This window comes from Arthrobacter sp. W4I7 (genome assembly GCF_030816215.1).
GTDB classification, from domain to species: Bacteria; Actinomycetota; Actinomycetes; order Actinomycetales; family Micrococcaceae; genus Arthrobacter; species Arthrobacter siccitolerans_A.
Map to the genome: position 1 here is coordinate 2,308,235 of NZ_JAUSXU010000001.1, position 12,637 is coordinate 2,320,871.

Sequence of the window (12,637 nt, forward strand, 5' to 3'; positions counted from 1 at the left end):
GGAGGTCCTCCTCTGCGGCCTGCACTGGAACGTTGCGGGTTGGGAGCCTGCATCATGCCTGCCGTTGTGCGGGTTCCTGGAGGCGCGTATCTGTGGAGAGAGTGTTCAGCCAGGCAGGGACGTGTTCGGAGGGTATCGGTTTGCTCCACAGGAATCCCTGGGCCAGGCGTACACCCAGCCGCCGTAGCTCGGTGAGTTGGCCGCTGGTTTCAACGCCCTCTGCGATGACGCCCAGTTTCAGGCTTTTGGCCATGCCCAGGACGAGCTCGATCACTGTTCGCCCGTGGGAGTCGATGCCAAGTCCCTCGATGAAGGTCCGATCGATTTTCAGAGTCCGCGCGGAAAGCCACTTGAGATAGCTCAGCGAGGAATAGCCGGTGCCGAAATCGTCGATGGAGAGTCCCACGCCCACGCGCCGAAGACGCTGCAGGGTCTCCCTGGGCAGGTCCGGCTCGTCCATGAGCACTGTTTCGGTGATTTCCAGATGCACCGCAGCAGGGTCGATGCCGGAGGCAAGGATTGCAGCCTCCACGATGTCCGGGAAATCCTTGGCCACGAGCTGGCGCCCGGAAATGTTGACCGCCGCCGAAAGGTTTTCCGCGCCGGGCACCTCCTGGCGCCATTGTTGCACCTGGCGGAGGGTTTCCTGCAGGACCCACGTGCCGATCGGGAGGATCAGGCCCGTCTCTTCGGCGATGGGAATGAAGGTGTCCGGCGTGATGACGCCGTGCTCGCGGTGGTTCCACCGGAGCAACGCCTCAAAGCCCACCGGAGCCTCCGTCTCGAGGTCGATGATCGGCTGGTAGTTCAGGCGCAGTTCTCCCCGGTCCAGGGCAAGCCTCAGGTCCGATTCCAGGTCCAGCCGGCCGGTGGCCCGTCTCGTCATCCGCACGTCATAGACAACTGAAGCGTCCCCGCCGGATGCTTTTGCCCGGTACATCGCCGTGTCAGCACCACGCAGCATGGACTCGGCAGTGTCATCCGGCCCGGCCAGCGCAATGCCGACGCTGACATTGAGAAAAACTTGACGCCCGTCAACGTCAAAAGGAAGCCTGGTACATTCCCTGATCCGTTCAGCCAGCACCCTGGCACCGCGCATCAGCAAGTTCTCGCAAACTATGACAAACTCGTCACCACCAAACCGGCCGACCGTTTCCCCGGCCCTGACCGCGGCCAGCAGGCGCTCCCCCAGAAGCATCAGAATTCTGTCGCCGCCTCCGTGGCCGATGCCGTCGTTGACGAGTTTGAACCGGTCGATGTCGACGAACATCACCACCGGGCGGCCTCCCCGGTCAAGGAAGCCCTGCAGGACCTCGGTGATCAGGTACCTGTTGGGCAGGCCGGTGAGCGCGTCATGGCGGGCCTGCCACTCCAGGATCTGTTCAGCGTTCTTCCGTTCGGTGATGTCCAGTACGGTGTCAAGGAACCGAAGCGGTTTCCCGTCCGGGTCGTTCACGCTGCGGATCCGCGAGTGCAGCCACCGCTGGCCCCCGTCGGGCCTGATGATCCGGTATTCGAAGTCCGCCGATCCCAGGCCTGCGTCCAGGTCCTGCCATACCTGGCGGACGAGATCGCGGTCCTCCGGGTGGGTCCGCTCCAGCATCCATTCGCGGGATGATGACTCATCGGGGTCCATCCTTAGGATCCGGACGAATTCCTCCGAATGCCAGGTTTCCCCGGTCGCCACGGTGTGCTCGACGCTGCCCACGTGCGCCATCTCCTGGGCGGCCAGGAGCCGGCGTCGCTCGGCTTCGGCTTCGGCTTTCAGCCGTTTGATCTGCGTGATGTCCCTGGCGATCCCGGAGGCTCCAGCCAGCTCACCGTCCTGTCCGTAAACAGGGGAGACTGTCAGTTCCACATCGATCAGCGACCCGTCCTTGCGCCGCCACCGCGCCTCCAGCCCTGGGACGAAGGTACCGCTGCGGATCCGCTCAGCGACCCGATTGTCGTCCGCAGCGTCCGCGGTAGTAAACAGCTCGGGGGTTTGCCCGATGGCTTCCATAGAACTCCAGCCGAACATCCTCACCGCGCCCGCGTTCCAGCTGGTGATCTTTCCATCCATGTCAGCGCCGATGATCGCGTCTCCGGAGGACTCCACCATCGCCGAGAGTCGACGCAGGATCGCCTCCTGGTGTTTCCTGTCGGTGATGTCTTTGGAAATCGCCACGATGTCCACCGGCACGGTGTGGCGGCCCCTGATCGGGCTGATCGTCCCGTGGACCGGGAATTCCCTCCCGGCCCGGTCACGCATCCACAACTCCCCCGCCCAGTCCTGGCCACGGGTTACCCGCTCGGCGATCTCCTCTCCGGTTGGCCCTGGCCCCGCTGCGTGAAAATTGCCGACGATACGCAAATCAAGGGGTGTCATCCCTAACGCCTCGGATGCGTTGAAACCATACAAACGCTCGGAGGCACGGTTCCAGTAAGTGACCCGCCAGTGGCTGTCCATTCCAATCACGGACTGCCCGATCTCATCAAGCAGCAGCGACTGCATCAGCAAATCGTCGTGATGCTCCCCAGCCATTCATCGCCTCCGAGGTCCGCCCAGTATCGTCCCACGTGCTTGCGTCTGTGGGTGAACTATACAATGGGCCCATATTCATTGGACACCCCTTTCCTGCCCTCTTCTTGACCCAGACCCATCAGGATCTCTGACATTCGGCTAGACGGCAGATGATCCAGCGCTGCGGGTTATGGCTCGACCGGGGAGGTCTCCGTCACGGTCTGTATGAGCCACGCGGACCACTCCAAGGGATCAGGGTGCGCTAGGTGCCTGCGTCTATATGGTGCTGGACGATTGCGGCGAGTGTCCGGAGCACCTGTTGTTCAGCTGCGGGGAAGGCCCGGGCTTTTTGGTCAATGATGCAGAGGGTGCCGATGTTCCAGCCGTGTGGCCCGTGTAATGGGTAGCCGGCGTAGAAGCGGATGTGAGGCTCTCCGACGACGAGGGGATTGGACGCGAAGCGGTCATCGGTGAGCCCGTCGTTGATGATCAGCATCGTGTTCCGTTCAACGGTCGCCGTGCAAAGCGCGATTTGTCTGGGAGTCTCCTCACGGAGAGGCCCGACGGCGGACTTGAAGTGTTGAGCGTCTTCGGTGATAAGTGACAGTGACGCAGCACCGACGTCAAAGAACTTCCTGGTGGCAGCTACGATCCGGTCGAAAATTTCCTCCGGCCCGGTCTGTAGCAGGCCCGTCTCGTGCAGCGATTTCAGGCGTTCCCTCTCTGCTTGTTCGGGCGTAAGCAGGAACTTGCCGGCGGCCCCAAGCGTCGACAGCGCATGCTCACGGGTCCTCTTCTGATTAGTTGGGCGCCACCCGGGTCTTCCTGCTTTTGCCGGGGATGAGGCTTCCTGCTGCCGTCCCGCAGGGGGCCGCTTGGCTCTCTTGCCGGCACTATGGCCGTAATCACGTCTGGACAAGGCCGCGGCGCCAAACAGGTAGGTGTCCAACTCAAGGTTCGACCACCGCGAACGACCTGATTTAGCAGCCAGGAGATACCGCGGATCTAAACCGAGCGCGGCAGCGAGCTCAAGCCGCCGCTGTACTTCTTCATCCATGCCGTCCACCTCCAACGAGGTCTCATTTTCAGGGAACAAAGTCTTCCGCAGCCGCAAAACCATCCTAATAAGGTTACTTACTACTTCGCGTCCGCGGCCAGCCCTCCGCGGAGTCGAAGTAGGGCCGATCGGGCTCTGTCGCGCAACTGGTCCAACCCCGGCGGCCGGCGGCCCGCGGTGGTTCTCAACTTAGGCAGTTTGTCTTGCTGTTGCCTTGTCATGAGCGTGTTGAAAGCGAATCATGTGCTGTGGCGGTGTTCCAGTCAACCCTATGAGGGCGGGAAACGAATGTGGCTAAAAGCCAAGCACGTCTCGGAGGTGGACGTCGTCTGCGCAGCCGTTATCGGCCCCATCAAGCGGCCGACAGAAATCGTGGCCGTGCCTATCGGTGGCGAGCTGCGAATCGTTGGCCACAGCTCCCCCTTGAAAGCGCGGACAGCAGGACGCTCTCCCGCTGGTTGCAGCCCACTGCGGGACCCCACCCATGGCCGGCCGTGGTGAAAGGGACCACACTGGACCGGTTCAACCGTGACGCATCCCCTACCGAGCTGACGCTCGTCGATCCCGTCGTCGTTGAAGTCCTTGCCGACGCCGCATGGTCTGGCCAATCGTTCCGGCACTCACTGCGGTTCCGAAGGGTCCGTCCGGAGCTCGACCCTGCCGACGTTGAAGTTCCGTCAAACGTGGCCGTCGATGCCCCCGACTGGTGAACCCTTATTTCCCGTATCGCGTTCGGGGGCCGGGGAACTGTGAGGAGAAACGTTCACGCACGCTCCATGTTTGGCATAGTTTGTGGGCGTTGACAAAATTTGCGGTGCAGCAGGACGTCATCGTCGCCATGGCGGCGTGGCGTCAGCAAGCCACCACTACTGGCAGCCGTTGAGAACCCCGTCCATGGCATCGTGCTCAGCTTCAGTAATCCAGAGCTTGTACTTGGCCTTCACCGCCACCTGCTTTGAGACGTATTCGCAACGAAACGCCTTGTTCGGCGGCAGCCACGTGGCGGCGTCCTTGTCGCCCTTCGCGCTGTTGGTGGATCCGTCAGCGGCCATGAGGTTCAGGGGATCGTTGGCGAGTTCCTTGCGCTGATCGGCGCTGAGCTGCTGTGCGCCTTTTTGCCAGGCGTCGCTGAGGGGGACCATGTGGTCGATCTGGACGGCAGAACTGGTGTCCTGGCCGCGGATGAAGTTGATGTTGGTGCCGGTGTACTTATCAGCCAGGGTGCCCGTAGCGACCACGCAGTTGTTGGTGCCGGGCTTGAACGTTTCGTTGGTCAGATCCCGGGCGAGGATGTCATTGCGGGTGTCGCAGCCGTTGTGGTCCGTGTCGGCCCACGCCGGTCCAAACTCGTCGCGTGAATAGCCAGTCTTCGGGGCGCGACCCTTCACCGGGATGCGCTCCAGTTGGACGAGGGTGTTCGCAATGCCACTGGCTGAGGCCGGGTCTGCCGAGGCTGGGGCATTGGTAGCACTGCCTGGAGCTGACTCGATGACCTCAAAGGCGTTGGCGGCAGCGTCACAACCGGCCAGGGAGCCGGCCAACAAAATGGCGGTTACAGCGGTAAGGGTCTTGGTGGCAAAGCGGTTGGTCTTCATGATCCTTCTGCAGTCAGCGGGCCCTTCCACGCTAACTCCCACAGCCGTCGGCTGTACGCAGGCCGGCCCGTGGCGCCCATCACAGTCTGCTACTTCGAAAGGCCCTTTGGACGGTTCGCGGCGGGCCGGTGCCGGTCCGTCCGCTCATCGCCACTTGTTTTGCCGACCTGACGCGAACATGTCTCGACGTGGTTGGTCCGTTCGCGGTGGCCAACCTGACTTTCGAGGAGTACCAATAAGCCGTTCCTTTGCCCCCGGTCGACTGACCGAGAGCGGGCACGCACTGCTGCCGGGAAGAATCTCACTCAACTTCGCGATTTCCAGGATGTGCTCGGAAGTAAAAATGATCTTTCCTTTCCCCAGCATGCGTGGGGGAAGCGTCCGCTGGTCGCGCCTTCCCGCAGCCAGGACTCCGTGCAGCGCATTAGTGCAGCAGCTTCGGCGGGTTCAAAGAATTCAATCTCCACGGGATCTCCAAAGGAAGGCGCTACTTTCCACTTTCATGGCAGCTCGGACTCCGACCGACATGACCGGAACTGACGGGTCAGGCAAGAGAACCCGGGGACAGCCCTCCCGTCGTGCTGAGCCGCGCGGCCGTCAGCGCAGGAAAGCCGTTATCGACCGCTCAGTAGCGTCAGCACCCGCCTGCAGGGCCTCCGGCATCAGGTGCCCGTAGACCTGCTCAGTAGTCCTGGTAGAGGCATGCCCGAGCCTGCGTGAAATGGTAAACAAGGGCACGCCGTCCTGGATCAGCCAGGACGCGTGGGTGTGGCGGAGGTCGTGGATGCGTGGGTTCTTGGTCAGGCCGATTGCTTGGGCGGTGCGAACGGCGGGCACCCAGTAGTGGTGCCAGTAGAGCTTGTGGATGATGCGCCCACCCTTGGGCGTCGTGAACACAAGTTCCTTCCCGGGCCTGCTCGCTACCAAAGGGATCAGCAATTCCACAAGCGCAGGGTTCAACCCTATGGTTCGCTTGCCGGCACCTGTTTTCGTCGCCCCAATGTAGAACTGGTTCTGGCCGTCCCGTTTCCAGGCCTTGTTGATCCGAGCGGTGGGCGGCTTGGAGAGCAGGTCGACGTCAGCCACGGTAAGGGCGGTTGCCTCACCGAATCGGGTACCGGTCATGACCAGGAAGTTGGTGAAGGCCTTGTACCGCTCCCGCATCCCCTCCATGATGAGGCTGAATTCTGCATGGGTGAGGAACATCGCCTCGTCCTCGGCCTTCTCAATGCCCGGTAGCTGAACCCCGCGGCAGGGGTTCCGAGTAATGTAGCCCAGCATCTCCGCCGTATTCATGGCCGCCGAAATCAGGCCATGCACGTTGTGGATGGTCTTCGGGGCCTTGCCCTTCGCCATCATCGACTTCACCCAGTGCGAGCCGGTAATCGAGTTTGTCCACGGGCACGTGGCCGATGACGTTCCGGACATGGAGGTCCAACATGGTTTGGTAGGTCTTTGTGGTTCCGCTCGACGGACGAATCAGCAAGTCGATGTGCTCCTGGATGACCTCAGCAACAGTCGGTGTGCGCTTCTCGTTGGAGAGGATGGCATGCTGCGCGATCTCGAACGACTGGCCGTTGGCGTCCAGCAGGCGCTTGAGCGTCTCTGCTTCAGTGAGGCTGGCTACTGTGAGGCCCTGTGAAGCGCGGGTCTTTGGATCCCGCCAACGCACCATTTAGGACTTGGAACCGTCCTTTTTGGTGCGAGTAGCAATGCTTGCCATACGAAAAACGGTACGCTCGTGTACACACTTTTTGGATTTTTGTACACACCAAAGCTTCCAACAGGCCTTTGACCTGCGGAAACACTGTGCCCGAGGTGGGACTCGAACCGAATTCCCGGCCTTGCAAACACTGGGAATCCCCGAAAACATGCGGAAACCGGAGCAGTCCGGCCGGTCTCCTCCCCAGTAAGAAGCGAGAAGCGTTGACATTGTCAACACCCGCTATTTCACTATTGAAGCCGTTCCAGGCCAGCACGACCTCATGGCTTCCGACCACGTCTGTCCCGAAATGGCCCGCTGGCTCACGCCAAAACACAACTTCGGCGGTCGTAGTGACGCCCAGGAGAACATCGGGAGAACGCTCACTGAGGAAGGTGGCCGCCACGTGGGGCCGCGGATGCATGAACCTGACGGAGACTTTCGAGGCATTCAGGAACAATGTGATCCATGAATGATCACGCTTTACATGGCCGCGAGGACGACCGTGAGGACGTAACGGCCCGGCCGGATGGGTTCAGGGGCGGTAATGCGACCCATTCCGGTTCAGGCACGGGATTGCTTGACTCAGGCCACCTTCCGGACGTGACGAACAAGAAAATGCGCATGGTCTCTTGATAGAGCCATGGCTGGAGCTGGCCGAGCAGCGCCATACGGTATCGAGCCAAGATGTTTGATCTTGTCCCTCCATTGGTCCGGTTGTTCGGCAACGGGAAATAGATCTGCGTTGGTTTCTCGGGTGCGGAGACAAACCCGTTGGAAGCGCAAATACGTCGACCTTGGTTCGGTGTTTGTCCAAGATATCTAGGCGGTGGATAAGAGGCCAGCGCGTGGGTTTTCGGTTTGGCCGAATGCCAGGGCTGCACCTGCTTGAGCCGCTCGAGAATCGTTTCCTGCTTGGCCGGTCACATGGCAAAGTTCGAAGGCGAGCCTGTCAAGCGAGGCACGCAAGCTGTGCACTCCGTCGCCAAAACTGTTGCTCCACCGCGGAAGCGGAAGTCGAGGCTCCCGCGGCATGAAGAATTCCAGCTCTTTAGGGTCCGACGCATTGCGCCTTGTTGGGGCGTCCAGCCTTAGAGTCCAAGGTACCTGACCGCAGCGGTCCGTCAGTGGGGACGCCTATCGCAGATCGCTGTCCTTCATCGATAGACACAGACAGGCGGCTTTCATCGTTACCGCCAGCCGAAGCGGCGGTTGCCAGGGGTGATGCAACCTCTGTCAGCATGGATGCCCTCGTTGTCGTCCTCGAACTCTCCTCCGCAGTCTGTGCACTCAAAGCGGAATCCGTTAGGGCTGACGCGGTACCGGGGGTTTGCTCGGAGCTGCTCCATTCGTTCGGCATGGGCCTTCTTGGCGGCCAAGCGATAAGGCAGTTCCTCGTTCCCCGATTCGGTCATCCAGTACGGCTTGCGGCGTGGGCCGATGAATCTCCAGTCGCTCTCTTCGACCTGCACGGGCAGCCGTCCCGGCCGTGGCTTCTCTGAAGAGTCACGTGGTTGAGTGGGCGGCTTCCGGTTCAGCACATCGCGGGCCCCAACGGAGGCAGCGCTTGCTTCTGCGATAAGCGTCCACTTCTCTGGAGGTAGCGCGGACACCCACCGGCCCTGAACGACCTGCTTGCATTCGGGGCACACGAATGTCCGTCGCATAGGCTGGCCCCTCACCTGATAGACCTTCGCCTTAGCTAAGCTGCTCCCGGCCGCAGCCAACCATGCATCGACGTGAGCACGGCCATTGTCGAAGTTCTCGCTCGGAGGGCGCCACATGGTGTCCGCGGGCGTCCGTGGGGTCGTTGGTTTCGTCGACCGCCAGATGATCATGGGATGGCCTCCCTCCATGCACAGGACTTCGCTGGCCCAGACGCACTTGGGAGCGATAATCGGGCGCGCATCTGTGGCGGCCGGCGCTGTGGCGGACGCGACGAACCTGACTTCTACTTCCGCCGCCTTTAGCGCTGCTTTCTCCTCCGCCAGGCGCCGCAATTCTGCCGTTTCCTCTTCCCGCGCCAGTTTCTCCGCTGCCTTTAGCGCCGCTTTCTCCTCCGCCATGCGCCGCAACTCTGCAGCCTCCTCTTCCCGCTTCAGTTTCGCCGCCGCCGCTGCGGCCTTCATTCGCTCCAGTTTGGCGATCTCATCTAGCTGATGCTTTGGCGTTCCGTGCGGCCAATAAAAGGTCGGGTGCAAGACCGCGTCCACTGCAGCCCCAACACGGTCTCTTTTGCCGAACAACGGCTGGTAGGAGGCGAGGTCCATCAGCGCCCCCGGCGCCTCGGGCAAGTCGCTGGACTTGCCGAAGCCCGTAACGACCATCGGCAGCCGAACCCGGAACCAATCGAGGTCGTCAGGGACGACCCACACCGCCCCGATGCGATCGTCTGCGTAACGCTGAGACCGGCGAATGTACTCATCTTCGCTCTGCGGTGACAGCTGTACCTCGAACGCGAGTCGTTTGCCGCTGGCATGAGTAGCCAAGACGTCGGCAATCCAAATCCGGTCTGGGTGCGGGTGCTCCACCTCAGCACGCCACTCTGGCATCGCGTTGATTCTGTCTTTCAGCGCCTGCTTCATCGCCAGGTGTTGAGCTGACTCAGACTTGTGCTGGATGGGGCACTCAATGTCTGGGTAGTGCTTGAAAAACTGTCTGCCTCGTCGTGTTACCCGGCTGGCACGTAGGCCGCACTCAATCAGCGTCAGGCTTGCGTAGTCAGGGTGATTCGCCAAGGCCCGCCACGGTTCGTGCACCATTTGTGTGGCATCGACGCGTTCACCCTTCAGGTACGCCACTAATTGCACAGAAGCTCCCCCATTTCTGCTGCTGATATCTAGGGATCAATGTATAGCCCCCGGCGTCGCCAGCAGCAGAGGAACTAATAAGCGCGTACCAGGCGCACGGCACGGCGGTTCGATGGTTAATGCAGGAGCACGAGCACGGCCAGCCGGAGGTGAGGAGGGGCGTTGGCGAGCAAGGGAAGAAAATTCGTGCCGGTTCCTTCGTTAGTTGGTGACCCCGGGGTTCCGGAGCCGATGCAGGAACCTTCGCTGGGTTTCGCAGACCTATGGGGACACGTTGCGTTTCGTAGTCCTCCGCTTCCGGCCTCGCCAACCCCATAGGCGATCTCAACAAACGATCCTTTATAGAGACGGGAGATCCCGGCTCGATGTAAACTTTCTCCGCCCCGTCTTAGAGGGGTTTCAAGCGGGGCGGGTCGTCTCAACATGAGCTCAGGCTGCCACACGCTAGCGGACCGGCTTACGGCCTTCTTTACAAAGGGTCCAGGTTTCCGGTTACGTGACGCCGATCTTGTGTTCTACGTACTTTTGCAGGATGTTGAGGCCTACGCCGAGCCCGCGGTTACCGAGGTCCGCCAGGAAGCGCTTGAGACGACCGCGCGCCGCGACACGTTCGGCCCCTCGCGCACCGCCGTCCTCAAGCTCATGAACCGCCGTTTCCAGCTGAGCGCGCTCGTGGCCGCCAAAAGTCGCTATGAGTTCTAGCAACTGTTTCGCTTCAGCTCCCAGGTTGACGGTTCCCGCGATGTTCTGGACCACCGAACCCGTAACCTCGTTGATGAACTGCGGATTGAAATTATTGACTGTTAACGAATGACTTGGGTTCATCCTCGGCCCCTCGATAATCCCGATAGCCGCGGGAGGCGGAAGCATCTCGTCCAAAACAGCCTCTACATTCCTACTCGTCAACCCGTCGACCTCAAGGACGATGTTCTCGAGTTCGTGCTTCAAGCTCAGCATCCGCTCCTCCCTTCGTTGCTTAAGGTCGAGGCTGAGACGGCGTGCCCTGGTCGCATACCGCGACACAATAATTGCTGCCGCGTCCTCCGCTACACCGTTCGCTATCAGTTGGGCGGCAGCGGCCGCTGGCGTGGCCACGCAGTCACCGAGGAAGGAGGAGAAATCCTCGAAGTAGCGGCTCAATCCACCCTCAGGCTGGCCGTCCCCGCTGAAGAATTCGAACACCTGACCGGCGGCAGTGCTGTAGCCCTCCTGACGAACGCGGCTGTGGCCCGTCTGGCCAAGCCACTCGCGGAACAGGCCGAGGAGAGCGTCCGCCTCTTGCGCGTAGAGACGACCGCTGGGGACGTAGAAGCGGAAGAGCAGGTGCCGCTCATTGTCCTCCAAGAACCCGCTCGCAATGATCGAACGTTCCACGTTCGTGCGGTACGGAAAGACGTTGAGTTGACGATCCCTTAGCATGGCGTTCACGCGCTCCCGAGTGGCGTCGGAAATCGCTCTGAAGGGGTCCTCCCATTCCTCCCTCATAGATTCGAAGAGGGCGCGATCCTCATCGCTAAGCCCGAGAGGAAAGACATTCTCCCTCGAACGCTCATCTGCCGGGACATCGTGGGCCGCGCGCTGCTCGTCGGTGAGGAATACTGCCTCATGGACGAGAACCGCGTGAGAACGGTCGGCGAGAGCATCCAGCAGGGCCCTAGACGCTTCTTCATACTCGGGTCGGCACATTGCCTCGTAGTCGTTGCGTCTCAGAACGACAAGCACACCACGACAGTGCGGCGAGGTAATCATGGTGACGATCCTGGCCCAATTTTCAGGCTTCGAACTAAGCAGCTTCTTATGATACGTGGCACCGCTTGACCTCAGTTTCGTTGTGGCCGATTCGCTGTCAACGTCTCCAATGAAAAGAAAGTAGTCAGGCTCATCCGTGGTCATCCACTATTTCTACAGGCTTCGCGCAATGGGGCGAAGCTGTCGACCCCGATGGGCCTTCGGGAACTATCGTTCGCAAGATCATCACTCGGTGTCCCCTCCTGCCCCTGGCATCCAAGGATTCGCGGTGTAACGCCTGCCGTGTACGCGCCAAAGCAACGGCTGGCTCCATGCCCGAAACACCGCGTGCAAAGATCAACGCTTCAGGAGGACGGACCCGCCCGGGAGGCCGCCATGGGGCTCCGCTCGCACCGACGCCGTTTCAAACGTCGGCCTACTCCCCCAATTTGTCGCTGCGTCGCCCCAGATGCAGGGCTAACCGCGCCCACCAATCGAGCCGGCCCCCGCCCCTGTTCGCACCGGAACTGCTGGGCAGCACGAACACTCGCTACCAGCGATTCTCCAGTCCTGAAGGCCCATCTCGACACGCTGACCGGGATCGGCGTGCTCGACGTAATCTTCGGCAACACCCTTGCCGTTGAAGGCCACACACTGAGGCCGGAACTCGCGCACCAGTGCCTCCCACCGCGCGTGGCCGGAGCCAAGTTCGTCGGACTTGTTTAGGTCGGTCAAACCGATCCCCAGTCGCGGAAGGTCTTCATCATCCTGCCAGGTCAACGCCTCGGAGGTCAGCCCGGAGTCGTAGAGAAGGCCCCAGAACGCATTGCCGCCGTCCGCGTAGTAGTGGCCTTTTTGGAGGCTCTTGCCGCCTGGCTTTGGCTTATCCCCACTGATGAGCACCTGCATTCCTGCAGCAATTCGGTCCGGCAGACCCGCTCTTTCCATTCCCCGTCTCCTTCGCCTAGGCGCCTCATGGTATCGGGCTTCCAACGTTTCCGGGCGTACTGAGGCTTAGCGTTGGACGCTACACTTTTTCAGAAACAATCAACCGGACCGCGCTCACAGCGGCCTAAGACCCCGAGTCAACAAGAGCCGGGGCAGTCCCTGTTGAGGGGTGCGGGACTTCGGCTTATTCTCAGAGATACTCGTGTTGGCTGTGATGGTCCGAATATGCCTTGTTGCGGACTTTTTGCGGACTGGCTAATACGCAGTCAAGAAGGATGAGATTAATACCCTCAA

The 12,637-nt window shown here is 61.0% G+C and carries 9 protein-coding genes; 1 reads left to right on the plus strand and 8 read right to left on the minus strand.

Annotated elements, in window-relative coordinates:
- Window positions 1–52: 52 nt before the first annotated feature.
- On the minus strand, window positions 53–2,524 hold the full coding sequence (locus QF047_RS10665) for an EAL domain-containing protein (RefSeq protein WP_307276591.1): 2,472 nt from the start codon (window positions 2,522–2,524) through the stop codon (window positions 53–55).
- Window positions 2,525–2,765: 241 nt separating this feature from the next.
- Window positions 2,766–3,623 carry a GAF domain-containing protein gene (locus QF047_RS10670; RefSeq protein WP_307276595.1) on the minus strand — a complete coding sequence of 286 codons (858 nt, stop codon included), beginning with the start codon at window positions 3,621–3,623 and terminating at the stop codon, window positions 2,766–2,768.
- 434 nt (window positions 3,624–4,057) lie between these two features.
- On the opposite strand from QF047_RS10670, the gene QF047_RS10675 reads away from it, so the two are divergent.
- The gene (locus QF047_RS10675) at window positions 4,058–4,270 is read left to right on the plus strand and encodes a hypothetical protein (RefSeq protein ID WP_307276598.1); all 213 of its coding nucleotides are present in this window, start codon (window positions 4,058–4,060) and stop codon (window positions 4,268–4,270) included.
- A gap of 156 nt (window positions 4,271–4,426) precedes the next feature.
- On the opposite strand, the gene QF047_RS10680 is transcribed toward QF047_RS10675, so the two are convergent.
- From QF047_RS10680 to QF047_RS10705, 6 genes are all read right to left on the minus strand, one after another.
- The gene (locus QF047_RS10680) at window positions 4,427–5,155 is read right to left on the minus strand and encodes an HNH endonuclease family protein (protein WP_307276600.1); all 729 of its coding nucleotides are present in this window, start codon (window positions 5,153–5,155) and stop codon (window positions 4,427–4,429) included.
- Window positions 5,156–5,752: 597 nt separating this feature from the next.
- The gene (locus tag QF047_RS10685) at window positions 5,753–6,361 is read right to left on the minus strand and encodes a site-specific integrase (RefSeq protein ID WP_307276604.1); all 609 of its coding nucleotides are present in this window, start codon (window positions 6,359–6,361) and stop codon (window positions 5,753–5,755) included.
- Between the two features lie 19 nt (window positions 6,362–6,380).
- Window positions 6,381–6,830 carry a hypothetical protein gene (locus QF047_RS10690; RefSeq protein ID WP_307276606.1) on the minus strand — a complete coding sequence of 150 codons (450 nt, stop codon included), beginning with the start codon at window positions 6,828–6,830 and terminating at the stop codon, window positions 6,381–6,383.
- Window positions 6,831–8,047: 1,217 nt separating this feature from the next.
- Window positions 8,048–9,658 (minus strand): competence protein CoiA, encoded by a 1,611-nt coding sequence (locus QF047_RS10695; protein WP_307276608.1) that lies wholly within the window; start codon window positions 9,656–9,658, stop codon window positions 8,048–8,050.
- A gap of 501 nt (window positions 9,659–10,159) precedes the next feature.
- Complete coding sequence (locus QF047_RS10700; RefSeq protein ID WP_157238296.1) at window positions 10,160–11,560, minus strand: hypothetical protein; 1,401 nt, start codon at window positions 11,558–11,560, stop codon at window positions 10,160–10,162.
- 312 nt (window positions 11,561–11,872) lie between these two features.
- A complete protein-coding gene (locus QF047_RS10705) occupies window positions 11,873–12,343 on the minus strand; it encodes a mismatch-specific DNA-glycosylase (protein ID WP_307276616.1) in 471 nt (156 codons plus the stop codon).
- Window positions 12,344–12,637 lie beyond the last annotated feature (294 nt).

Excerpts from the sequence above, each read along its gene's own strand:
- QF047_RS10665 (WP_307276591.1), bottom strand. The coding sequence starts at position 2,524 with ATGGCTGGGGAGCATCACGACGATTTGCTGATGCAGTCGCTGCTGCTT.
- QF047_RS10670 (WP_307276595.1), bottom strand. The coding sequence starts at position 3,623 with ATGGTTTTGCGGCTGCGGAAGACTTTGTTCCCTGAAAATGAGACCTCG.
- QF047_RS10680 (WP_307276600.1), bottom strand. The coding sequence starts at position 5,155 with ATGAAGACCAACCGCTTTGCCACCAAGACCCTTACCGCTGTAACCGCC.
- QF047_RS10685 (WP_307276604.1), bottom strand. The coding sequence starts at position 6,361 with ATGTTCCTCACCCATGCAGAATTCAGCCTCATCATGGAGGGGATGCGG.
- QF047_RS10690 (WP_307276606.1), bottom strand. The coding sequence starts at position 6,830 with ATGGTGCGTTGGCGGGATCCAAAGACCCGCGCTTCACAGGGCCTCACA.
- QF047_RS10700 (WP_157238296.1), bottom strand. The coding sequence starts at position 11,560 with ATGACCACGGATGAGCCTGACTACTTTCTTTTCATTGGAGACGTTGAC.
- QF047_RS10705 (WP_307276616.1), bottom strand. The coding sequence starts at position 12,343 with ATGGAAAGAGCGGGTCTGCCGGACCGAATTGCTGCAGGAATGCAGGTG.